Source organism: Streptomyces sp. RP5T (genome assembly GCF_003933965.1).
Classification (GTDB): Bacteria; Actinomycetota; Actinomycetes; order Streptomycetales; family Streptomycetaceae; genus Streptomyces.
In genome coordinates, this window is the sequence record NZ_RSAJ01000088.1 from 1 (window position 1) to 21,805 (window position 21,805).

General features: G+C 72.3%; 20 protein-coding genes and 1 pseudogene. 12 read left to right on the forward strand and 9 right to left on the reverse strand.

Annotation, left to right across the window (positions count from 1 at the left end):
* Both EHS43_RS12495 and EHS43_RS12500 read right to left on the reverse strand, forming a co-directional pair.
* A pseudogene (locus tag EHS43_RS12495) lies at positions 1 to 649 on the reverse strand (SWF or SNF family helicase); the annotation flags it as partial.
* Entirely contained in the window at positions 646 to 3,528 is a 2,883-nt protein-coding gene (locus tag EHS43_RS12500) for a DEAD/DEAH box helicase (RefSeq protein ID WP_125190759.1), read from the reverse strand. The gene EHS43_RS12500 and the pseudogene EHS43_RS12495, both read right to left, overlap by 4 nt.
* 237 nt (positions 3,529 to 3,765) lie before the next feature.
* Between EHS43_RS12500 and EHS43_RS12505 the strand changes: the two genes are divergently transcribed.
* Complete coding sequence (locus EHS43_RS12505; RefSeq protein WP_125190761.1) at positions 3,766 to 4,824, forward strand: acyl-CoA desaturase; 1,059 nt, start codon at positions 3,766 to 3,768, stop codon at positions 4,822 to 4,824.
* Positions 4,825 to 4,954: 130 nt separating this feature from the next.
* A complete protein-coding gene (locus tag EHS43_RS12510) occupies positions 4,955 to 5,137 on the forward strand; it encodes a hypothetical protein (protein WP_125190763.1) in 183 nt (60 codons plus the stop codon).
* A gap of 52 nt (positions 5,138 to 5,189) precedes the next feature.
* Here EHS43_RS12510 and EHS43_RS12515 read toward each other — a convergent pair whose 3' ends face one another.
* Both EHS43_RS12515 and EHS43_RS12520 read right to left on the reverse strand, forming a co-directional pair.
* Positions 5,190 to 6,194 (reverse strand): hypothetical protein, encoded by a 1,005-nt coding sequence (locus tag EHS43_RS12515; protein WP_125190765.1) that lies wholly within the window; start codon positions 6,192 to 6,194, stop codon positions 5,190 to 5,192.
* 136 nt (positions 6,195 to 6,330) lie between these two features.
* Complete coding sequence (locus tag EHS43_RS12520; protein WP_125190767.1) at positions 6,331 to 6,627, reverse strand: hypothetical protein; 297 nt, start codon at positions 6,625 to 6,627, stop codon at positions 6,331 to 6,333.
* A 286-nt stretch (positions 6,628 to 6,913) separates the two neighbouring features.
* Between EHS43_RS12520 and EHS43_RS12525 the strand changes: the two genes are divergently transcribed.
* On the forward strand, positions 6,914 to 8,275 hold the full coding sequence (locus tag EHS43_RS12525; protein WP_185806226.1) for an NAD(P)/FAD-dependent oxidoreductase: 1,362 nt from the start codon (positions 6,914 to 6,916) through the stop codon (positions 8,273 to 8,275).
* A 5-nt stretch (positions 8,276 to 8,280) separates the two neighbouring features.
* Here the strand turns inward: EHS43_RS12525 and EHS43_RS12530 are convergent, their stop codons facing one another.
* Positions 8,281 to 8,805 (reverse strand): PadR family transcriptional regulator, encoded by a 525-nt coding sequence (locus tag EHS43_RS12530; protein WP_125190771.1) that lies wholly within the window; start codon positions 8,803 to 8,805, stop codon positions 8,281 to 8,283.
* Positions 8,806 to 8,912: 107 nt separating this feature from the next.
* Here EHS43_RS12530 and EHS43_RS12535 point away from each other — a divergent pair, with 107 nt between their 5' ends.
* Positions 8,913 to 9,668, forward strand: coding sequence for an alpha/beta fold hydrolase (locus tag EHS43_RS12535; protein WP_125190773.1), 756 nt, complete (start codon positions 8,913 to 8,915; stop codon positions 9,666 to 9,668).
* A 6-nt stretch (positions 9,669 to 9,674) separates the two neighbouring features.
* Here the strand turns inward: EHS43_RS12535 and EHS43_RS12540 are convergent, their stop codons facing one another.
* Positions 9,675 to 10,274 carry a class I SAM-dependent methyltransferase gene (locus EHS43_RS12540; protein ID WP_125190775.1) on the reverse strand — a complete coding sequence of 200 codons (600 nt, stop codon included), beginning with the start codon at positions 10,272 to 10,274 and terminating at the stop codon, positions 9,675 to 9,677.
* Positions 10,275 to 10,427: 153 nt separating this feature from the next.
* On the opposite strand from EHS43_RS12540, the gene EHS43_RS12545 reads away from it, so the two are divergent.
* The 5 genes from EHS43_RS12545 to EHS43_RS12565 all read left to right on the forward strand — a co-directional run bounded on the left by EHS43_RS12545 (position 10,428) and on the right by EHS43_RS12565 (position 15,432).
* Positions 10,428 to 11,201, forward strand: coding sequence for an MHYT domain-containing protein (locus EHS43_RS12545; protein WP_125190777.1), 774 nt, complete (start codon positions 10,428 to 10,430; stop codon positions 11,199 to 11,201).
* Between the two features lie 64 nt (positions 11,202 to 11,265).
* Entirely contained in the window at positions 11,266 to 13,791 is a 2,526-nt protein-coding gene (locus EHS43_RS12550; RefSeq protein ID WP_125190779.1) for a nitrate- and nitrite sensing domain-containing protein, read from the forward strand.
* A gap of 14 nt (positions 13,792 to 13,805) precedes the next feature.
* Positions 13,806 to 14,261: a roadblock/LC7 domain-containing protein gene (locus EHS43_RS12555; protein ID WP_125190794.1), complete on the forward strand. Its 456-nt coding sequence runs from the start codon at positions 13,806 to 13,808 to the stop codon at positions 14,259 to 14,261.
* Positions 14,262 to 14,283: 22 nt separating this feature from the next.
* Positions 14,284 to 14,697: a DUF742 domain-containing protein gene (locus EHS43_RS12560; RefSeq protein WP_125190780.1), complete on the forward strand. Its 414-nt coding sequence runs from the start codon at positions 14,284 to 14,286 to the stop codon at positions 14,695 to 14,697.
* A 129-nt stretch (positions 14,698 to 14,826) separates the two neighbouring features.
* Complete coding sequence (locus tag EHS43_RS12565; protein WP_125190782.1) at positions 14,827 to 15,432, forward strand: ATP/GTP-binding protein; 606 nt, start codon at positions 14,827 to 14,829, stop codon at positions 15,430 to 15,432.
* Positions 15,433 to 15,462: 30 nt separating this feature from the next.
* On the opposite strand, the gene EHS43_RS12570 is transcribed toward EHS43_RS12565, so the two are convergent.
* Positions 15,463 to 15,891, reverse strand: coding sequence for a PPOX class F420-dependent oxidoreductase (locus tag EHS43_RS12570; protein WP_125190784.1), 429 nt, complete (start codon positions 15,889 to 15,891; stop codon positions 15,463 to 15,465).
* A gap of 94 nt (positions 15,892 to 15,985) precedes the next feature.
* Here EHS43_RS12570 and EHS43_RS12575 point away from each other — a divergent pair, with 94 nt between their 5' ends.
* Positions 15,986 to 16,399 carry a roadblock/LC7 domain-containing protein gene (locus EHS43_RS12575; RefSeq protein WP_125190786.1) on the forward strand — a complete coding sequence of 138 codons (414 nt, stop codon included), beginning with the start codon at positions 15,986 to 15,988 and terminating at the stop codon, positions 16,397 to 16,399.
* A gap of 121 nt (positions 16,400 to 16,520) precedes the next feature.
* Positions 16,521 to 17,402, forward strand: coding sequence for a DUF6397 family protein (locus EHS43_RS12580; RefSeq protein WP_125190788.1), 882 nt, complete (start codon positions 16,521 to 16,523; stop codon positions 17,400 to 17,402).
* Here EHS43_RS12580 and EHS43_RS12585 read toward each other — a convergent pair whose 3' ends face one another.
* Complete coding sequence (locus tag EHS43_RS12585; RefSeq protein WP_125190790.1) at positions 17,403 to 18,269, reverse strand: acyl-CoA thioesterase II; 867 nt, start codon at positions 18,267 to 18,269, stop codon at positions 17,403 to 17,405.
* A 91-nt stretch (positions 18,270 to 18,360) separates the two neighbouring features.
* Positions 18,361 to 20,874, reverse strand: a complete 2,514-nt coding sequence (locus EHS43_RS12590) for an RNA helicase (protein ID WP_125190792.1) — start codon at positions 20,872 to 20,874, stop codon at positions 18,361 to 18,363.
* Between the two features lie 145 nt (positions 20,875 to 21,019).
* Between EHS43_RS12590 and EHS43_RS12595 the strand changes: the two genes are divergently transcribed.
* The coding region (locus EHS43_RS12595) for a metal-dependent hydrolase (RefSeq protein ID WP_148104038.1) at positions 21,020 to 21,805 on the forward strand (786 nt) is incomplete at its 3' end.

Genomic DNA, 21,805 nt, shown 5'->3' on the forward strand with positions numbered 1-21,805 from the left:
GCGGCAGGATGTCACCGGCCGCGTACGCCTCTGCGGCGTCCACACCGTCCGGCTCGGGAGCTGTCTCGGCGGGCGCTGCGCTGCGGGCCCGGAGAGCCTCCAGCAGTGCGTCTTCGGCGCGACCCCGCATCAGGAACAGCACGAAGGGGTCCTGGTCCAGCAGCCTGGCCACCTGGTAGCACAGGGCCGCCGTGTGCCCGCAGTGGTCCCACGCGCCGCAGTCGCACTCCGGTTCCAGATCGCCCAGGCCAGGCAGGAGGTCGATGCCCTCGGAGGCCGCGTCCTCCACCAGGTGCGTCGGCATCTCGCGGTCGAGCAGTGCCGCGACGTGCCCGGACCGTTCGACGGCCAGGTCGAGGAGGCGGTCCCACTGCTCGGCCGGCAGTTCGGCCAGCAGGACGTCGGCGCGGTGCGTGGTGCGGTCCCGGTCCTGTACGACCGCCGTGATGCGCCCGGGACGTACCGAGACGGCGCCTACCGCCCCCGCGCGTGCGAGGCCGCGGCCCGTCTTCACCTGCCCCGAGTCCAGTGCGGTGTCCTCCAGCGCCCGCAACCAGGCCTGACCCCACCAGGTTTGTGCGAAACCCCGCCCGTGCGCGGGCGGCAGCGCCGCGAACGTGCGTTCCATGTCACCCTCGTGTCTGGTCATAGTGCGCCCCCTCGCAGTTCCACCAGATCGGCCAGCTCCGCGTCCGTCAGCTCGGTCAGCGCCGCCTCGCCGGAGCCGAGCACCGCGTCGGCCAACTCCCGCTTGCGGGCCAGCAATGCGGCGATGCGGTCCTCGACCGTGCCCTCGGCGATCAGCCGGTGTACCTGCACGGGGCGGGTCTGGCCGATGCGGTACGCGCGATCGGTGGCCTGCGCCTCGACGGCCGGGTTCCACCAGCGGTCGTAGTGCACGACGTGCTCGGCCCGGGTGAGGTTCAGGCCCGTCCCCGCGGCCTTCAAGGACAGCAGGAACACGGGTACTTCCCCCTCCTGGAACCGCCGCACCATCGCCTCGCGCCGGACGACCGGCGTCCCGCCGTGCAGGAACTGCGACGGCAGGCCGCGCGCCGCGAGATGCCGCTGGATCAGACGGGCCATGCGTACGTACTGCGTGAACACCAGGACGCCCGCCCCCTCGGCGACGATGGTGTCCAGGAGCTCGTCCAGCAGCTCCAGCTTCCCGGAACGGCCCGCGATGACGGGCTCCTCTTCCTTGAGGAACTGCGCGGGGTGGTTGCAGATCTGCTTCAGACCGGTCAGCAGCTTCACGATCAGCCCGCGCCGCGCCATGCTGTCCGCCCCGGAGATCTCCTCCAGGGTCTCGCGCACGACGGCCTCGTACAGCCCGGTCTGCTCCGGGGTCAGCGACACGGCACGGTCGGTCTCCGTCTTAGGCGGCAGCTCCGGGGCGATGCCCGGGTCCGACTTGCGCCGCCGCAGCAGGAAGGGGCGCACCAGCCGGGCCAGACGCTCCGCGGCGGCGGGATCCTGACCGCTCTCGACGGCCTGCGCGTACCGGACGCGGAAGGTGCCGAGCCGGCCCAGCAGCCCCGGGGTCGTCCAGTCGAGGATCGCCCACAGCTCCGAGAGGTTGTTCTCCACCGGGGTTCCGGTGAGCGCCACGCGTGCGCGTGCGCCGATCGAGCGCAGTTGCCGGGCGGTCGCCGAGTACGGGTTCTTCACGTGCTGCGCCTCGTCCGCCACGACCATTCCCCACGTGGCTTCGGCGAGCCGCGGCGCGTCCAGGCGCATGGTGCCGTACGTGGTGAGCACGAACTCCCCGTCGGCCAGGCCGTCGAGCTCGCGCCGCGGACCGTGGAAGCGGCGCACGGGCGTACCCGGTGCGAACCGCTCGATCTCGCGCTGCCAGTTGCCCATCAGGGATGTCGGGCACACCACGAGCGTGGGGCCGGCGGTCGCCGGCTCGGTCTGCCGGTGCAGATGCAGCGCGATCAGGGTGATCGTCTTGCCGAGTCCCATGTCGTCGGCCAGACAGCAGCCGAGGCCCGAGGACGTCATACGGGCCAGCCAGTTCAGGCCCCGGCGCTGGTAGTCCCGCAGGGTCGCGGCGAGCGCGGCCGGTTGCGGGACGGGCTCTTGGCCCTCCGGGTCCGCCAGCCGGTCCCGCAGGGCCGCAAGCCACCCGGTCGGCTGCACCTCGACCCGGTGTCCGTCGACCTCGGCGGAGCCCGTCAGGGCGGCCCTGAGGGCGTCGACGGGCGTCACCTTGCGGTCCTGCCGGGCGCGGGCCCGTCGCACCTCCCTCGGATCGACCAGCACCCACTGGTCACGCAGCCGCACCACGGGCCGGCCGGCCTCGGCGAGCCGGTCCAGCTCCTCGCGGGTGAGCTGTCGGTCGCCCAGCGCGAACCGCCAGTCGAACGCGAGCAGCGCGTCGGCGGACAGGAACGACGCGGTGTCCGACGGCACACGGTCGTGGCCGTCCGGCGGGCCGACCTTCGCGCGCGTGGTGAGTCTTCTGGCCATCTCCTTCGGCCAGTGCACCTCGACGCCCAGATCGGAGAGCGCCTGAGCGCCCGGTCCGAGCAGATCGGTGATCTCCTCGTCGGCCAGGTCGACCGCGTCCGGGACCGCCGCAGAGAGCAGCGGGGTGAGCGGGGGCCACGCGCGTGCCGCCCTGCGCAGCGCGAGCAGACCGTCCATCCGCGCGTCGGGGCCGAAGGCTGAGGCGCCGCCCCACACGTCGGCGGCGTCCGCCACGAGCGTCGGATCGCTCACCCCGTGCAACTGGAGTACGGCCCGGAAGACGGGCGCCTCACCGTCCAGGCCCCGCACCTCGATCCGCAACGAGAGGCGGACGCCCGCGTCGTGGCCGGCGGCGACGTCCGCCGCCCACGCACGCTGTTCGGGCATGTGACGCGGTTCCCGGGCGGCGTAGGCGGGCCCGCCGGTCACGAGGGGAGCCGCGGGGGAGCGGGGCAGGGCGTCGGCGACCGCGTCGAGGAAGGCGCGCAGCAGCCGTTCGGGATCGGGCAGCCGCACTGCTGCGGGGGCGCGCGGTGGTTCGGCGGCACCCGGCGGCAGGGCGGCGCTCAGCGGCTCGGCGCTGCTCAGCGGCACGGCGTGCGCCTCGGGCGGCATCGCCGCGGCGAGCCGGCGGATCCGCTCGACGTCCCCAGCGTCCAGAGGGCCCACGCGCCAGGCGTCGTGATCGGTGGGGGACAGGCCGGGCAGCAGCAGCCCCCGGGCCACGCACTGCAGGGCCAGCACGGCCGCGGCACCCCAGAAGACGGCTGCCCGGTGTCCGTGCGGGGAGGTACGCGCACGCGTGAGCACCGGCAGGGCGACCCGGACCGGCAGCAGCACCGCGGGCAGGCTCACCACTTCCACCCCGTCGTCGCCCGGGATCACGAGCGCCAGATCCTCGACCGTGCCCGCCGCGACAGCGGGAGGAGGAGCGCCGTCGGGCCGCCAGAAGGCCACACGGCCGGTGCGGGCCGGATCGCCGGGCACGAAAACGGCGCTGCACGGGGCCAGTTCGGAGATCTCGGACGGTGATGCCGCGGGAAGCCTCTGCACAGAGATCGCGGGACTCCTCAAACTTGACTACGTCGTCGGGGTGGTCGAGGGTACAACACCTCCCGGGCTTTCGCGGCCGCGTTCCGGGCCGCCTCCGCGCGCGAGGTGTCGCCAGCCCCCTGTGCGCACGGTGCTGACCCCCGGGCACAGACGGGGGGTTGCCGCATGGTCGCCGAAGGTCACCGTCCGTACGTTTTCTCAGGTCAGCACGTTTCCTGAGAGAGCCGGAGTCCGGACATGCCCCAGAGCGCCGCAACCATCGCGCCCCACCCGGGCGGTACGTCCGGCTCGCCGCCCGGCGGAAGCGAGTTCGCACCTCTCCTGCGCGCGGTGAAGGGCCAGGGGCTCCTGGACCGCCGGCACGGCTGGTACGCCCGGACCATCACCGTCAACGTGCTCGCCCTCGTCGGCCTCGTCACGGCCCTCGCCCTGTCCGGCGACTCCTGGCGGACGCTGCTGCTGGCCCCGGTCCTCGCCGTGTTCTGCGCCCGCACCGCCTTCATAGGGCACGACGCCGGTCACGCGCAGATCACCGGCGACAGGACGGTCGGCCGTCTCCTCGGTCTCGTCCACGGCAACCTGCTGCTCGGCATGAGCTACTCCTGGTGGAACCACAAGCACAACCGCCACCACGCCAACCCCAACCACATCGACAAGGACCCCGACGTCGCCGCCGACGTCCTCGTCTTCACCGGCGAACAGGCGCGGGCGCGCACCGGCTTCCGGCGCCGGCTCACCCGCCACCAGGCATGGCTGTTCTTCCCGCTCACCCTCCTGGAAGGCGTCGCCCTGAATATCCAGGGCTTCCGGGACCTGCGCCGACAGGAACCGAGGGAACGCGCGGTGGAAGGCGCTCTCCTGGTGAGCCACCTCGCCGCCTACGCCACGCTGCTGCTGAGCGTCATGTCCCCCGGGAAGGCGCTGGCCTTCGCCGCCGTCCACCAGGCCCTGTTCGGACTGCATCTCGGCATGGCCTTCGCCCCCAACCACAAGGGCATGGAGATGCCGGACCCGGACGGGGAACCCTGGGGCCACCTGCGCCGCCAGGTGCTCACCTCCCGCAACATCCGCGGCGGCATCCTCACCGACTGGTTCCTCGGCGGCCTCAACTACCAGGTCGAGCACCACCTCTTCCCCAGCATGCCCAGGCCCCATCTGCGCCTCGCGCAGCCGCTGGTGCGCGCCCACTGCCGGGAAGTGGGTATCCCCTACACCGAGACCGGACTCGTCGACTCCTACCGACAGGCGCTGAGCCACATGCACGAGGTGGGCGAGCCGCTGCGGGCTGACCGCTAGCGGTTGCCCGTCCGGGGTGTCTCGGGGGGAGGTCTCAGGGATGTCTCAGGGTCGCGATGCGGAACTGCGGGAGGCGCGGACCCGTTTTTCTGGACAGAGAGCGGCAACCGCCGCGAAGGAGGCGACGCACATGTCGAAGAACGCGAAGATCGCCGTGGGGGGAGTGGCGGTCGGGCTGCTCCTGTTGATCTGGCTGCCCTGGTGGGCCGCGCTCCTGATAGTCGTGGGAGTCCCGGCCGCCGCGTACCTCACCCTCGACCCCGCGCAGCGGCGCAGGCTGCGCCGCGTCACCCGCAAGGAACTCGGCCGCTGACCCACCCGCACCGGCCGGGACCCGGCAGGCCCGGACGGTGTGGCGCGGCGGTTCAGTTGGGGCGTACGGCCATCTTGTCGAGCGCCTCCAGCAGCCCCGGGAGCTCCGGGCCCCGGCCCACCGGAAGGACCTCCCCGGGCTTGTCGTCGAGCAGCACGAACGCGATGTCGTCGGTCCTGGCCACCAGCGACCAGCCGGGACCGTCGGCGCGCAGCGTCCGCGCGTCGCCGGACGCGAAGGACGACCGGACCCGTCCGAGGGGCGGCGGCGAGTCCACGTAGGCGCGTGCCTCCGCGAGGACGCGCCGGATGCCGCTGTTGCCCTTGGAGGGCGTGCCCTGCGCGAGCGCACCCGAAGCCCCGTCCTTCGGGTCCCCGTCGCCCGTGGGCGCGTTCTGAGAGGCGTCCCGGTCAGTGGCCACGGCAGCCGGGGTTCCGCGTGGCGGGGTGTCGCCGTCCGAGGCCGCATCGTCCGTGGTCGCGACACCGGTGGCCGCGCCCTCGGTGGTGCCGCTGTCCACGGCCCGGTCGCTCCCCGTGGACGTGCCGTTCGGGCTCGGGAAGTCCGCGTCGTCGATCTGTTCCCGCCACATCGCCCACTGGAGCGCGATCTCGTCGGCGCCCAGACGCCGCTGGGCGGACCCCCACGTCGAGGTGTCCGGCGGCGCCAGCAGCGGTCCATCGGCGGGGTCGGGGTCGTGCGGCGCCGGCACACCGGGCGCGGCGACGGCGACCGCGAGCGGCCAGCCGGGCAGGGCGGCCACGACCGTGCGCTCGTCGGGCGAGAGGTCGTACTCCATGCCGCAGTCCCAGGAGGCGATGGCGACCGCGACCAGGGAGACGTCGTCGATGACGACGGTCCACCTGGCGCCGGTCCCGTCCTGTCCGATCACCAGGCCGTACCCGTCGGCCAGCGGTGCCAGGCCGAGCGCCGCGCAGGCCTCCGGGTAGTCGTCGCCCAGCACGCTCGGGAACTTCGCCGGCGTCAAGAGCAGCGCCGTCAGTACATAGAGCGCGTCGTCCGCGGCGGCGACGGCGTCCTCGTCCGTCCCGGCCATCCCAGCCTCCCCATCGGTTCGTCCAACGGCGCGCACCTTAGTGTGCGCGGAAGGCGCTTGTCACGACTCACAAGAACACCCGGAGCTGCAGTTTTCCGGCTGGACGGGGGCGAAACGGCCATCGTTTGCCGGCCGCTCAGGCCGTCGGCAGTCCGAGGAGCGCACGTGCCACCGTACGCGGGGACTCGTCGCGCTCGCGCGCGAGGGCGATCACGGCCCGGCACGCGAGCTCGTTGATCCCGAACGACAGGGCCTCCGGCGAGACCCAGGCCGCGGCCTCGTCGATGCGGTCCTGGTCGTCCTCGGCACAGGCCGAGACGTACGCGGCGGCGGCCTCGAAGAGATTGTGCGGAGGGGCCTCCCGGCCGGTGTCCTCCTCGGTGTGCAACGCATGGACCAATCTGGCGCTGGACCTGCGGATCCTGCCCCACATGCCGACCACCTTTCCCCAGCGTGACGTGATCCCGTCGACCGTTCGTCCTCTGCCCCCAACCTAGAGTCGGAACTTTCGCCGCAGAAGGGGCCGACGACCCGAGGCGGAAGCACGCGGGGCGCCCGGAGGGGCCGGAAGGGCCGGAAATCGGTCGACCCGGCCCGCGGAACGCGATACTTGAGCCTTCTCACGACATGGCGACCAGGGGAGCGGATCGGTGAACTCTGCCGGAGAGAACGGCCGTTGGGGAGAAGGCGGCGGGCGGGGCGGGCGGCATGCCGTCGTCGTGGGCGGGAGCCTCGCGGGGCTGCTCGCGGCGCACGTCCTGGCCGCCCACGCCGACCGGGTGACCGTCGTAGAGAGGGACCGTTTCCCGCAGGGCCTGGAGCCACGTCCTGGCGTGCCGCAGGGCCGTCACCCCCATGTCCTGCTCCAGGGCGGGCAGACGGCCCTGGAGTCGCTGCTGCCGGGCTTCCTGGCGGAGCTGCGGGAGGCCGGGGCGCCTCGGGTGGGCATGCCGGCCGACATGGTGCTGTGGCAGAGCGGCCGCTGGTTCCGGCGGGTGACCGCGACGACGCACATCTACACCGGATCCCGCGCCCAACTGGAGGGTCTGGTGCGGCGGCGGGTCCTCGCCGATCCGGTGATCAGCGTGCTGGAGGGTACCGACGTCGTCGGCTTCCTCGGCGACGCCACGCGCGTGCGGGGCGTACTGCTGCGGGACCGCTCGGGTGACCCCCACGCGGAGCCCCGCCCCCTGGAGGCCGATCTGGTCGTCGACGCCTCCGGCAGCGGTACGAAGGCCCCGCAATGGCTCGCGGCGATCGGTGCCGAGCGCCCGCGCGAGGAGACCATCGACACCGGCCTCGCCTACGCCTCCCGCGTCTACCGCGGCACCGACGGCGCCCTCGACGGCGAGACCCGCGGCTACTACGCCTATCCCGACCCCGAGCAGGTGCACGCGGGCGGAGCGCTGCCCCTGGAGGACGGCAGTCATCTGGTGATCGTCTCGGGTCTGCGCGGCAACGAACCGCCCACGGACGACGACGAGTTCGTGACGTACGCCAAGAGGCTGCCGCACCCGCTGCTGCACCGGTGGCTGGACGAGGCCGAGCCGCTCTCGTCGGCCTTCGGCTACCGACGGACCGCGAACATCCGCCGGCGCTACGATCTCCCCGGGCATCCGGCGGGCTTCCTCGCCACCGGCGACGCCCTGTGCACCTTCAACCCGATCTACGGGCAGGGCATGGCCGTCGCCGCGATGAGCGCGGTCGCCCTGCGTGACGCGCTGGCCGATCCGCGCCGGACGCCCACGACCCGCCGCGTGCAGCGGGCGCTCCTCGCGGCGTCCCGGCTCGCGTGGGACATCTCCGCCGGGGCCGACCGGAAGATGCCCGGCGCGGTCGGCACCGCGACCGACGGAGCGCCCGCGGACCGGATCGCCGGGTGGTACCTGAGCCGCGTCCAGGAGCGCGCCCCCGGCGACCCCGTCGTGGGCCGGGCCTTCCGCGCCGTCCTGACCCTCTCCGAGCCCGTCACCGCCCTGTTCGCTCCGCCCGTGGCCAGGGCAGTCCTCTTCGGTCCCCCCGGGCCGACGCCGACCGAGCCGCCCGCGACACCGGAGAGGTCCGTGGCCCCGGCGGGCTGACCGTTTCACCCGGACAGTGCCGTGATCGTCTCCCGCAGCCAGCCGAGCTCGGCCCGCGAGGTGGCGCGGGCGATGATCAGCACACCGCGCCGGAAGGGATCGTCCAACTCCTCGGCGCTCAGCGGGCGGTCGCCCTCGTAGAAGAAGCTCGCGGGCTCCTCCAGGAAAGCGAGCCGGCGGCGCAGTACGGCCGCCTGCGCGTCCGCGTCGTCCAGATGCCGGAGGAAGGCGAGGACGGTGAACCACCGGTTCTCGTCGGTGATGTCGCGCGCGGCCGGTTCGGCGAGCCGGCGGCGCAGCTCCTCGCGTCCCTCGTCGGTCAGCGTCAGGACATGGCGGGGCGCGGCCACGGCACCGGGCTCCGTCGCCCGCGCCAGCAGCCCCGCCTTCTCCAGCCGCTTGATGGCGGGATAGAGCGTGCTCTCGGCCACGGGGCGCACGTGGCCCGCCAGTGCCGTGATGCGTTTGCGCAGCTCATAGCCGTGCAGCGGGGTGTCGTAGAGGAATCCGAGGATGGCCAGCTCCAGCATGCACGCATTCTGCCGCATAGACGCTGTACATCCCTGTCGTCGTACTACGGCTTCGCAATACATCGGTGACGATGTATCGTCCTGTCCGACGCATCGAGGGAGGGCACATGAGGCAGGCCGAGTTCGACGGCAGGGGAAGCCGCATCCGCTGGACCGAGACGCCCGGCGAGGAACCGGCACGCGTGTACGTGCACGGCCTGGGATCCGTCTCGACCGTCTACCACGCGCACATCGCGGCCCGGCCCGAACTCGCGGGCCGGCGCAGCCTGTTCGTCGATCTGCCCGGGCACGGCATCAGTGACCGCCCCGAGCACTTCGGCTACACGCTGGAGGAGCACGCGGACGCCCTGGCCGCCGTACTGGACACCGCGCGTCTGACCGGTGCCGAGCTGATCGCGCACAGCATGGGCGGGTCGGTCGCGCTCGTGCTCGCCCACCGCAGGCCCGACCTCGTCTCCCGGCTGGTCCTCACGGAGGCCAACCTCGACGCCGCACCACCGGCCACGGCGGGCAGCACCTGGATCGACGCCTACGCTGAGGAGGACTTCGTGGCAGGCGGCCACGCGCGTGTGCTCGAGAAGGCCGGTCCCCTGTGGGCGGCGACCATGCGGCTGGCCGACCCGCGCGCCCTGCACCGCAGCGCGGTCGGCCTCAGGCGCGGATCGGCGCCCATGATGCGCGCCATCCTCGAAGACCTGCCGATCGACCGGGTGTATCTCCAGGGCGAGCTCAGCGGCGAGTTGGAGGGGCGCAAGACGCTGGAGGCGTCAGGCGTGCGGGTGGTGACCGTCCCCGGCGCCGGACACAACGTCATGCTCGACAACCCCGACGCCTTCGCGGCTGCCGTCGCCGGCAGGGGATGAGCGCGTTCAGTCCTGGCGCACGGCCAGCGTCAGGAAGCGGGCGTCCTCGTCGACGTACGACGTCATGCGCCATCCCGAACCGGCCAGCAGCGGGCGCAGGTTGGGCTCGGCGCGCAGGTCCTGCGGGGTGATCCGCCGTCCCTGCCGGGCGGCGAGCGCCGCCCGGCCGATCGGATGGAACAGCGCGAGGACACCCCCGGGCCGCACCACCCGGGCCAACTCCCGCAGATTCCCGGCCGGGTCGGGCAGATGGGAGATCAGCCCTGCTCCGAAGACGGCGTCGAGCGACCGGGAGCGGAGCGGCAGCGCGGCCACGTCGGCGAGCAGCAGGTGCCCGTCCCGGTCCCGTCCGGCCCGTACGGCCTCACGCAGCATGGCCGGCGTCAGATCGGCGCCGAGGGCGACTCCCGAGGGCCCCACGGCCGCCCGCAGGGGCGGCAGGGCCCGTCCGGTGCCGCAGCCCGCGTCCAGGACGCGGTCGCCCTCCCGCAGGCCGAGCTCGGCGACCGCGGCGGCGTAGGCGGGACCGTCGTCGGGGAACCTCCGGTCCCAGTCGGCGGCGCGGGCCGAGAAGAACTCCTGGACGTGTGTGTGGTCGTCGCTCATGTTCCGCATGATCCCTCACCGATACGGAGGAGGGCCCGTGTGCACACGTTCGAGCGTGACGCGATCGTTCCGTCGCATCTCCGCGCCATATTGCGGCACCTTTCGAAATGCGCCCTCTTTGTGCGCCCCTGCCCCTACTAGCGTCCCCTGGCCATGGGACACCTGGACCACGCGGCCCTGGGCTGGCTGACGCCCACACTCTCGTACGTGATGGCCTGCATCGGGGCCGCGCTCGGCCTGCGCTGCACCATGCGCGCGCTCGGGACCACCGGCCGTTCGCGCCGCAACTGGCTCATCACCGCGGCGTCTGCAATCGGGACCGGCATCTGGACCATGCACTTCGTGGCCATGCTCGGATTCAGCGTCAGCGGTACCGACATCCGCTACGACGTACCGCTGACCATCGCGAGCCTCCTGGTCGCCATGGTCGTCGTCTCCGCCGGCGTCTTCGCGGTCGGCTACAGCCGCGACCGGGTCCGCGCGCTCCTCCTGGGCGGACTCACCACCGGCCTGGGCGTGGCGAGCATGCACTACCTGGGCATGGCCGCCGTACGGCTGCACGGCGACGTCCACTACGACCCCCTGCTCGTCGGGGTCTCCGTCCTCATCGCGGTGGTCGCGGCGACGGCGGCCCTGTGGGCGGCGCTCAACATCAAGTCGCCCGTCGCCGTCACCGTCGCCTCCCTGATCATGGGTGCCGCGGTCAGCAGCATGCACTACACGGGGATGTTCGCGGTGAGCGTGCGGGTCTCGCCCTCCGGCGCCGTCCTGCCCGGTGCGACGGCGATGCAGTTCATCTTTCCGCTCGCCGTCGGACTCGGCTCCTACCTGTTCCTGACCTCGGCCTTCGTCGCGCTGTCGCCCACGACAGGAGAGCGTGAGGCATCCGCCTCGGCACGGCGCACGGCCGAGAGCGTCACCTCCTAGCGGCGGATCGGGGCCCCGCACGGCCCGACGACACGCCCCCTGACCACTCCCGAGCGAGGAGGCCATGCGTACATCGCGCAGGACCCTCACAGCCGGCGCCGAGACGCCGCACCAGACACCCGCGCGCGGGCGCCGCGCCCACGCCGGACCACCGGCCGACGAACGGCCGGACGACCCCGTGGGGCCCCCGGCCGAGGACGTACCTGCCCGGGCGGGACACTGGAGGATACGCCCGCGCACGGTCCGCGCCAAGATCGTCTGCCTGCTCATGGTGCCCGTGGTCTCGCTGCTCGCGCTGTGGGCGTACGCCACCGTCAGCACCGCCCAGGACGTGTCCCGGCTGCGGCAGTTGCAGCGCGTGGACGACTCCGTACGGGCTCCCGTCGCCGCCGCCGTGACCGCGCTGCAGACGGAGCGCGCCGCCGCCGTCCGCCACGCGACCGACCCGTCCGCCGTGCGGAGCGAGGACCTCCGCGAGCTCGCCGCGCGCACCGACCGGGCCGTGGCGCGCCTGCGCCTCGGTGACGACAGCACCGTCGCCGACAGCGAGGAACTGCCCGCCGGTGTCGCCCGGCGCCTCGAAGCCTTCGTGACCGGCGCAGAGCAACTGCGCGCGGTGCGCGCCGCCGTACTCGACCGCAGCGCCGGCTGGGACGAGACGTACGGCAGCTACACCCGGACCATCTCCCGCGCCTTCGCGGTGGGCGGCGCCCTCACCGGCATCCAGGACGCCGAACTCGGCTCCGACGCGCGCGTGCTCCTGGAGTTCTCCCGCGCCGGCGAGTCGCTGGCCCAGGAGGACGCCGTGCTGTCGAGCGCGCGGCTGGCGGGCGTGCTCGCCGGAGAGCGGCTGCGCCTGTTCACCGGGGCCGTCGACACCCGCCGGGCCCTCACCGAGGGTGCCGTGGCGGACCTGCGCGGCCCGGACCGCGACGCCTGGCGGAAGGTCGCCGGCAGCGGCTCCTACGCCACCGTGACCGCCGCCGAGGACCGGGTCCTGGCCGCCGCCCCGGGCGCCCGCGCCCTCAAGGCGACGCCGGAGGCCACCTGGCGGGCGGCACACGCGCGCGTGCAGGAGGACATGCGCGGCGTCGAACAGGCCGCGGGCAGCGGCGTCACCCACCGCGCCGACCCGTTCACCCGGGGACTGCTCGCCCCCGCCGGGGCCGCCGTCCTGCTCGGCCTGATCGCCGTCGCCGCGTCGCTCGTCATCTCCGTGCGCATCGGACGCGGCCTCGTCGTCGAGCTCGTGAGCCTGCGCAACAGCGCTCTGGAGATCGCCCGCCGCAAACTCCCGGAGGCCATGGGCCGGCTGCGCGCCGGGGAGGAGATCGACATCCGGTCCGAGGCCCCGCCCGGACCGCCCGCGGAGGACGAGACCGGCCAGGTCGCCGAGGCGCTGGCCACCGTGCACCGCGCCGCGCTGCGCGCCGCCGTCGAGCGCGCCGAACTCGCCAGCGGCATCTCCGGGGTCTTCGTCAACCTCGCCCGCCGCAGCCAGGTCCTCGTCCACCGCCAGCTGAACCTGCTCGACAGCATGGAGCGCCGCTCGGACGACCCGAGCGAACTGAGCGACCTGTTCCGGCTCGACCACCTCACCACCCGTATGCGCCGCCACGCGGAGAGCCTGATCATCCTCTCCGGAGCGGCACCCGGCCGTGCCTGGCGCATGCCGGTCTCGCTGACCAACGTGGTCCGCGCGGCCGTCTCCGAGGTCGAGGACTACGCGCGCGTGGAGGTGCGTCAGCTGCCCGAGGCGGCCGTCGTCGGCGCGGCCGTCGCCGACCTCACCCATCTGCTGGCCGAGATCATCGAGAACGCGGCCCAGTTCTCACCGCCCCACACACGCGTGCGGGTCACCGGCGAACCCGTCGGCAACGGTTACGCCGTCGAGGTCGAGGACCGCGGCCTCGGCATGGGCAAGGAGGCACTCGCGGAGGCCAACCGCCGCATCGAGCAGTCCGAGACGCTCGACCTGTTCGACAGCGACCGGCTGGGCCTGTTCGTGGTCAGCAGGCTCGCCGCCCGGCACGGCATCAAGGTGCACCTGCGCACCTCGCCCTACGGCGGCACCACCGCGGTCGTCCTGCTGCCCACGGCGCTGCTGCACATCAAGGCGGAGGAACGTTTGCCCGCCAAGGCCACGGACCGGGAACGGCTCACCGAAAGGGAGTACGCGCGCGTGGCCGCCACCGAGCGAGACCAGGAGTCCGTCCCCGCCCCGGCCGAGCGACCCGCCCTGGTGGCTCCCCGGACGGCCGCGGCGGACCGGGGAACGGCCGGCACACCGCCCTCCGGAGTCACCGCCCTGCGGCTGCACCGCCCGTCCGAGGAGCCGGAGCAGGCCGACGAGCTCCCCCGCCGGGTACGGCAGGCGCATCTCGCTCCCCAACTGCGCGAGCGGCGCTCAGAGGAACCCGACCCGGCAGGCGCCCACCGGGACGACGACGGCCGTACGCCCGAAGTCGTCCGGGACCGGATGGCGGCCTACCGGGACGGCTGGGCGCGCGGCGGCGGCAGGCAGCCCGGCCGCGGCGCCGCTCCGGACACGTCAGCGGGCAGAGACAGCAGCGAAGGAGACCGAGGATGATCCAGGACCCGAGCATGAGGGCCGACACGGGGGTCCCCCCTCGCGAGCGCGGCCGGGAGTGGGGAAGGTCCGGCGAACTCGACTGGCTGCTGGACGACTTGGTACTGCGGGTGGGCGAGGTACGGCATGCCGTGGTGCTCTCCAACGACGGCCTCGCCGTGGGCGCCTCGACGGACCTGCGCCGGGAGGACGCGGAGCATCTCGCCGCCGTCGCCTCGGGGTTCCACAGCCTCGCCAAGGGCGCGGGCCGGCACTTCGGCGTCGGGGGAGTGCGCCAGACCATGGTCGAGATGGACGACGGCTTCCTGTTCGTGGCCGCGGCCGGGGACGGCTCCTGTCTCGCCGTCCTCACCGCGGTGACCGCGGACATCGGACTGGTCGGCTACGAGATGGCACGTCTGGTCAAGCGGGTCGGCGAGCACCTCTACACGCCCCCGCGGGTGGGCGCGCGGCCACCCGCCGCCGGATGAGGAAGAAGGGCGGTCGGCTCGGATGACCGAGGACATGGCGGGCGTCCCCCACGAACAGGGAAGCCAGTGGTACGACGGCGAGGCCGGGCCCCTCGTCCGCCCCTACGCGATGACGGGCGGGCGCACCAAGCCCGGGCCCACCGGGGTGCGTTTCGACCTGATCGCCCTCGTCACCCTCGACCCCGGTGCGCCCGTGGCCGGCGACGACTCGATGCTCGGGCCGGAGCACCGGGCGCTGATCGACCTGTGCCGCACCGAGACGCAGTCGGTGGCCGAACTCTCCGCGGGTGCCGACCTGCCCGTGGGCGTGGTCAGGGTCCTCCTGGGGGACCTCCTGGAACTCGGCCGCGTCACCGTCAGCCGTCCGGTGCCGCCCGCGCAGCTGCCCGACGAACGGATTCTGCGCGAGGTGATCGAAGGGCTGCGGGCGCTGTAGATGAACGTTCAGAACCGGGCAATAAGCGGTCCAACGCCGCGAAGCGGAGCCCCAGTTGTCATGATGCTGCCTTCGCGACCCCGTACCGGAGTCGCCGTCCGCCGCCGGCCCTCCCGAGAGAAGTGATCGATGGTCTCCGAGAACGTTGACGCCCAGGACGGCGAGACGACCGCCCTCGCGCTGAAGATACTGGTCGCCGGCGGCTTCGGCGTGGGCAAGACGACCCTGGTGGGCGCGGTCAGCGAGATCAAACCACTGCGCACCGAGGAACTGCTCAGCAAAGCGGGCCAGTTGGTGGACGACACCGACGGTGTGGACCACAAGGTCACCACCACGGTCGCCATGGACTTCGGCCGGATCACCATCCGCTCCGGCCTGTCCCTCTACCTCTTCGGCACGCCGGGCCAGGACCGCTTCTGGTTCCTGTGGGACGAGTTGTCGCAGGGGGCCCTGGGGGCCGTCGTCCTCGCGGACACCCGGCGCCTGGAGGACTGCTTCCCGGCCGTGGACTACTTCGAGCACCGGCACATCCCGTTCGTGGTGGCCGTCAACTGCTTCGCCGGTGCCCGGACCTACGGCGCCCAGGACGTCTCACGCGCCCTCGACCTCGACCCGGGCACTCCCGTGGTGCTGTGCGACGCACGGGACCGCGACTCGGGCAAGGAGGTACTGATCCGACTGGTCGAGTACGCCGGGCGGATGCACACCGCCCGGCTGCTCGACTCGGTGGGCTGACCCCGGGGGCGGGGCCGGCGCACCGGCGTGTCACTCCGCCACGGCCTTCTCCGCCAGCACCTTGTCGATCTTCACGCGGACCAGGAGCTCACCGGGAACGCCGTTGCGGGCGCCGAACTCCTCGGCCCGCTCCTCGCCCATGTACCGGGCCCCGATCCGGCCGGCCCAGTGCCGGACCTCGTCGAGGTCCTCCGACAGCAGGGCCTGCCCCTGCAGGACGACGAAGTCGAAGGGCGGGCAGTCGTCGTCCACGCACAGGGCGACCCGGCCGTCCCGTGCCAGGTTGCGCCCCTTCACGGTCGCCTTCCCGGTGTTGAACACCAGGTCGTCCCCGTCGAGCACGAACCAGATCGGCGCCACGTGCGGACTCCCGTCGGCCCGGACGGTCGACAACTTTGCCGTGCGGGTGCCGTGCGAGACGAACTCCCGCCATTCCTCATCGGTCATCTTCTGTGCCATGTCCCCATTCTCCTTGCCCCGTTGACGGTCGTGGGGAAGGCTTGCCAGGAGATCCTCCGGGCGGGAGGAGACGTCACACGGGGAGACGGGACACATGCCGCAGAAGCAGGGGCTCGGCTGGCTGCTGGACGATCTGACCGAGCGCGTCGACCACGTACGACACGCGCTGGTGCTCTCCAACGACGGCCTGGTGGCGGGCGCCAGCACGGGACTGCGACGCGAGGACGCGGACCATCTCGCCGCCGTCTCGTCCGGACTGCACAGCCTGGCCAAGGGCTCGGGGCGGCACTTCGGCGCGGGCAAGGTACGGCAGACGATGATCGAGTTCGACGACGCGGTGCTCTTCGTCACCGCGGCCGGCACCGGCAGCTGTCTGTGCGTGCTCAGCGGCGCCGAGGCCGACATCGGCCGGATCGCCTACGAGATGACCCTGCTCGTCAACCGGGTAGGCGAGCACCTCGACGTGGACGCCCGCCGACCCGAGCGGAGCCCGGCGCCAGAGCTCTGACCTGCGATTTCCGTGGGCCCTCGGAGTTATCCACAGGCTCCCCGCGCCTCTCGTCCCACCGGCTACGGTTTCTGTCACAGCGAGCGCACACAGCGTGAGCGGCGACTCCACGGGGGACGACATGACGAGCAGCACCATCACCCGACTCCGGCGCAACGCCTACCCGCCTGGCCGAGCCGCACGGGAACTGGGCCTCAAGCGCAGCGAGTTCGACCTCGCCGTCCATCTAGGCCAGATCCGTACGGTGCCCGACGAAGGGGGCGGGGGCCGACGCGTCACATCCTGCGAGATCGACCGGGTGCGGGCCACGGACGGCCATCCCGGCGCACTGCGCCAACGCCTGAGGCTCGTGGGCACCACCGAGGGCGCCCAGGTCATGGACATCTCGCTCGGCAGGTTCACCCGCCTGGCGCGCCTCGGTCTGTTCTCGCCGGTCCGGTTCTATCTGAATCGGTACCGGGCCGTCGTGTGGCTGTATCTGGCCGACGAACTGGAGGAGTTCACGACAGTCGAGGAGAACACCCCGCTGCTGACCGCACGGCGGATGCCCGAGGGTGTGCGCGACCTGCTGGACGAGGGAGTGGACCTGCGCGCCCGCAACTGGCGCGGACGCCACCGCGGATTCCTGCTGCGCCTCGCCGAGGCCCCCTGGGAAAGCGCCGGGGCCCTCGCCGCCTTCCTCCACCCCGTCCGGATCGCGGAGCTGGTGCCGGACCCCTACGAGCGGTCCCACCTGGGCCGCTTCCGCCCGGCACCACCCGCACACGCGGCGCAGGGATCGCCCGCCGCGCACCTCATCGAGAAGATCATGACGGCGGACGACCCCGCCGAGATCGCATGGCTGAGCACCGAACTGAACCGCGCCCTCGACGACGCGCGAAGTTTCCGGCCGGCTCCACGTCCCACAGTCCGGCAGGCTCCTTCCGGCCCGCCGCGTGGTGAGCCGGTGTCCCCGGAGCCGCCCCGCGGGCTGCTGGGCTGGCTCCGCCGCAGAAGCGCCTGACTACAGCGGCCTGAACAGCCCTTCCTGGACGACGGACACCAGCAGACGTCCCTCCCGGTCGTAGATCCGGCCACGGGCGAGCCCGCGTCCCCCCGTCGCGATCGGCGACTCCTGGTCGTACAGGAACCACTCGTCGGTGCGGAAGGGCCGGTGGAACCACATGGCGTGATCCAGCGACGCGATGTCGAAGCTCCGAGGGCCCCACAGCGGCTGCACCGGAAGCCGGACGGCGTCCAGGAGCGTCATGTCGCTCGCGTAGGTCAGCGCGCAGGTGTGCACGACCGGGTCGTCCCCGAGTGGCCCGACCGCGCGCATCCACACCGCGCTGCGCGGCTCGGCGCCCTTGACGTCCTCGGCGCTCCAGCGCAGCCGGTCCACATACCGGATGTCGAAGGGCTGCCGGCGTGTCCACCGCTCCAACTGCTCGGGCAGTTCGCCCAGATGCTCCCGGATCTCGTCACCCACCCGCGGCAGGGACTCCGGGTCCGGGACCTTGCGGGCCGGCGGCAGCTGGTGCTCGAAGGGACCTTCCTCAGGCTTGTGAAAGGAGGCGGTGAGATTGAAGATCGTGCGGCCCTGCTGCACCGCGGTGACCCGGCGCGTGGTGAACGACCGTCCGTCGCGCACCCGCTCGACCTGGTACACGATCGGCACGCCCGGCCGGCCCGGGCGCAGGAAGTACGCGTGCAGCGAGTGCACCGGGCGCTCGCCGTCCGTGGTGCGGGCGGCGGCGACCAGCGCCTGGCCCGCCACCTGGCCGCCGAAGACCCGCTGGAGGGACTCGTGCGGGCTTCGGCCACGGAAGATGTTGACCTCGATCTGCTCCAGGTCGAGCAGGTCGACGAGCCTCTCGGCCGGGTTGGTCATGGGTAGGACTCTCCTTGGCTCACAACTGGCCGGGGACTCACAACTGGTCTGCGGCCCGATGCCGGCGGGGGACTCGACTCCGGCCCGGGGCTCACAGCTGGCCGACGTCGGTGACCCGGACGATCGCGCGGCCCTCCGCGTCGGAGGCGGTGAGGTCGATCTCGGCGCTGATGCCCCAGTCGTGATCGCCGTTCGGGTCGGCGAAGGTCTGCCGGACGCGCCACAGCCGGTTCTGCGGCTCCTCCTCGATCCGCAGCAGCTTGGGGCCGCGGGCGTCCGGGCCGGTGCCGAGGTCGTCGTACTCGTCCCAGTACTTGTCCATGGCCTCGCCCCACGCGTCGGCGTCCCAGCCGGCCTCGCCGTCCATCTCGCCGAGCTCCTCGACCTGGTCCAGCGCGGCGAGTTCGACGCGGCGGAACATGGCGTTGCGGACCAGGACACGGAAGGCGCGCGCGTTGGCGGTGACCGGCTTGACCTCGTCGGCCTTCTCCTGGGCCTCTTCGGCCGTCATCTCCTCCGGGTTGGCGAGCTGCTCCCACTCGTCCAGGAGGCTGGAGTCGACCTGGCGGACCGTCTCGCCGAGCCACTCGATCAGGTCCTGCAGATCCTCGGACTTGAGGTCGTCCGGGATGTTGTGGTCGAGCGCCTTGTACGCGCTCGCCAGGTAGCGCAGGACGATGCCCTCGGTCCGCGCGAGGTCGTAGAAGGAGACCAACTCGGTGAAGGACAGCGCCCGCTCGTACATGTCGCGGATGACGGACTTCGGGGAGAGCGGATGGTCGCCGACCCAGGGGTGGCTCTTGCGGTAGGTGTCGTACGCGTGGAAGAGCAGTTCCTCCAGGGGCTTCGGGTATGTGATGTCCTGGAGTCGCTCCATGCGCTCCTCGTACTCGACGCCGTCCGCCTTCATCGCGGCCACGGCCTCGCCCTTCGCCTTGTTCAGCTGGGCCACGAGGATCTGCCGGGGGTCGTCCAGCGTGGACTCCACGACGGACACCATGTCCAGGGCGTAGGACGGCGACTCGGGGTCGAGCAGTTCGAACGCGGCCAGCGCGAACGTGGACAGCGGCTGGTTGAGCGCGAAGTCCTGCTGGAGGTCCACGGTGAGGCGGACGATACGACCGGAGGCGTCGGGCTCGTCGAGCTTCTCGACGATGCCGCCGTCCAGCAGCGAGCGGTAGATGGCGATCGCCCGCCGGATGTGCTTCAGCTGCTGCTTGCGCGGCTCGTGGTTGTCCTCCAGGAGGTGCCGCATCGCCGCGAAGGCGTTGCCGGGACGGGCGATCACCGACAGCAGCATCGTGTGCGTGACCCGGAAGCGGGACGTCAGCGGCTCCGGCTCGGAGGCGATCAGCTTCTCGAAGGTGTTCTCCGACCAGGCGACGAACCCCTCGGGAGCCTTCTTGCGGACGACCTTGCGGCGCTTCTTCGGGTCGTCGCCCGCCTTGGCGAGCGCTTTCTCGTTCTCGATGACGTGCTCGGGAGCCTGGGCGACGACGAAGCCCGCCGTGTCGTAGCCGGCCCGGCCCGCGCGGCCGGCGATCTGGTGGAACTCACGGGCGCGCAGTGTCCGCACCCGGTTGCCGTCGTACTTGGTCAGCGCCGTGAACAGCACCGTGCGGATGGGCACGTTGACACCGACGCCGAGGGTGTCCGTGCCGCAGATGACCTTCAGCAGACCGGCCTGCGCGAGCTTCTCCACCAGCCGCCGGTACTTGGGCAGCATGCCGGCGTGGTGGACGCCGATGCCGTGCCGGACGTAACGGGAGAGGTTGCGGCCGAACTTGGTGGTGAAGCGGAAGTTGCCGATCAGCTCGGCGATCTGGTCCTTCTCCTCACGCGTGCACATGTTGATGCTCATCAGCGCCTGCGCCCGCTCCACGGCCTGCGCCTGCGTGAAGTGCACGATGTACACCGGCGCCTGCCGGGTCTCCAGGAGTTCCGTCAGGGTCTCGGTGAGCGGGGTGAACTTGTACTCGTAGGAGAGGGGGACCGGACGGGTCGCCGAGCGGACCACCGAGGTCGGCCGGCCGGTGCGCCGGGTCAGGTCCTTCTCGAACATCGCGACATCGCCGAGCGTGGCCGACATCAGCACGAACTGCGCCTGGGGCAGCTCCAGGATCGGGATCTGCCAGGCCCAGCCGCGGTCCGCCTCGGCGTAGAAGTGGAACTCGTCCATGACGACCTGGCCGACGTCCGCGTTCTTGCCGTCGCGCAGCGCGATCGACGCCAGCACCTCGGCGGTGCAGCAGATGACGGGGGCGTCGGCGTTGACGGAGGCGTCGCCGGTGAGCATGCCGACGTTCTCCGTGCCGAACATCTTGCACAGCTCGAAGAACTTCTCCGAGACGAGCGCCTTGATGGGCGCGGTGTAGAAGGTGACCTCGTCACGGGCGAGGGCGGCGAAGTGCGCACCCGCCGCGATCATGCTCTTGCCGGAGCCGGTGGGCGTCGACACGATCACGTTCGCGCCGGAGACCACCTCGATCAGCGCCTCCTCCTGGTGGGGGTAGAGCGTCAGACCCCGCTCCTCGGCCCACGACTCGAAGGCTTCGTAGAGGGCGTCGGGGTCGGCGGTCGGCGGTAGCTGATCGATGAGGGTCACCCACCCATCTTGCCTGCCCGGATGCCCGATGGGGGAATCGGATGCGAGGGGGAAGATCACGACCAGTACGCTGTGTCGCCGACGAAGCGTCAGCGGCGCCGGTCAACTGGACAGTGGTACACGAGGAATGGGGCGGGCAACGCCGATGATGGGACCAGCACACTCGCTGTCGGGCGCCGCGGCCTGGCTGGGCGTCGGAGCGGCCGCCGCCGCCACGGGGCACACCATGCCGTGGCCCGTACTGCTGGCCGGGGCGCTGATCTGCGCGGGGGCCGCGCTCGCCCCCGACCTCGACCACAAGGCGGCCACGATCTCCCGGGCCTTCGGGCCGATCTCACGGGCCCTGTGCGAGATCGTCGACAAGCTCTCCTACGCCGTCTACAAAGCCACCAAGAAGCAGGGCGACCCGCGGCGCTCCGGCGGGCACCGTACGCTCACCCACACCTGGCTGTGGGCGGTGCTGATCGGCGCCGGCTGCTCGGTGGCGGCGATCACCGGTGGCCGCTGGGCGGTGCTGGCGATCCTGTTCGTGCACATGGTGCTGGCCATCGAGGGCCTGCTGTGGCGGGCCACCCGGGGCTCCAGCGCCGACGTCCTGGTCTGGCTGCTGGCCGCGACCAGCGCGTGGATCATCGCGGGCGTCCTGGACAAGCCGGGCAACGGTTCCGACTGGCTGTTCACGCAGCCGGGCCAGGAGTACCTGTGGCTGGGGCTGCCGGTCGTGCTGGGCGCGCTCGTGCACGACATCGGGGACGCGCTGACGGTCTCCGGCTGCCCGATCCTGTGGCCGATCCCGGTGGGCCGCAAGCGCTGGTACCCGATCGGGCCGCCGAAGGGCATGCGCTTCCGGGCCGGCAGCTGGGTCGAGCTGAAGGTGCTGATGCCGGCGTTCATGCTGCTCGGGGGAGTGGGCTGCGCGGCGGCGCTGAAC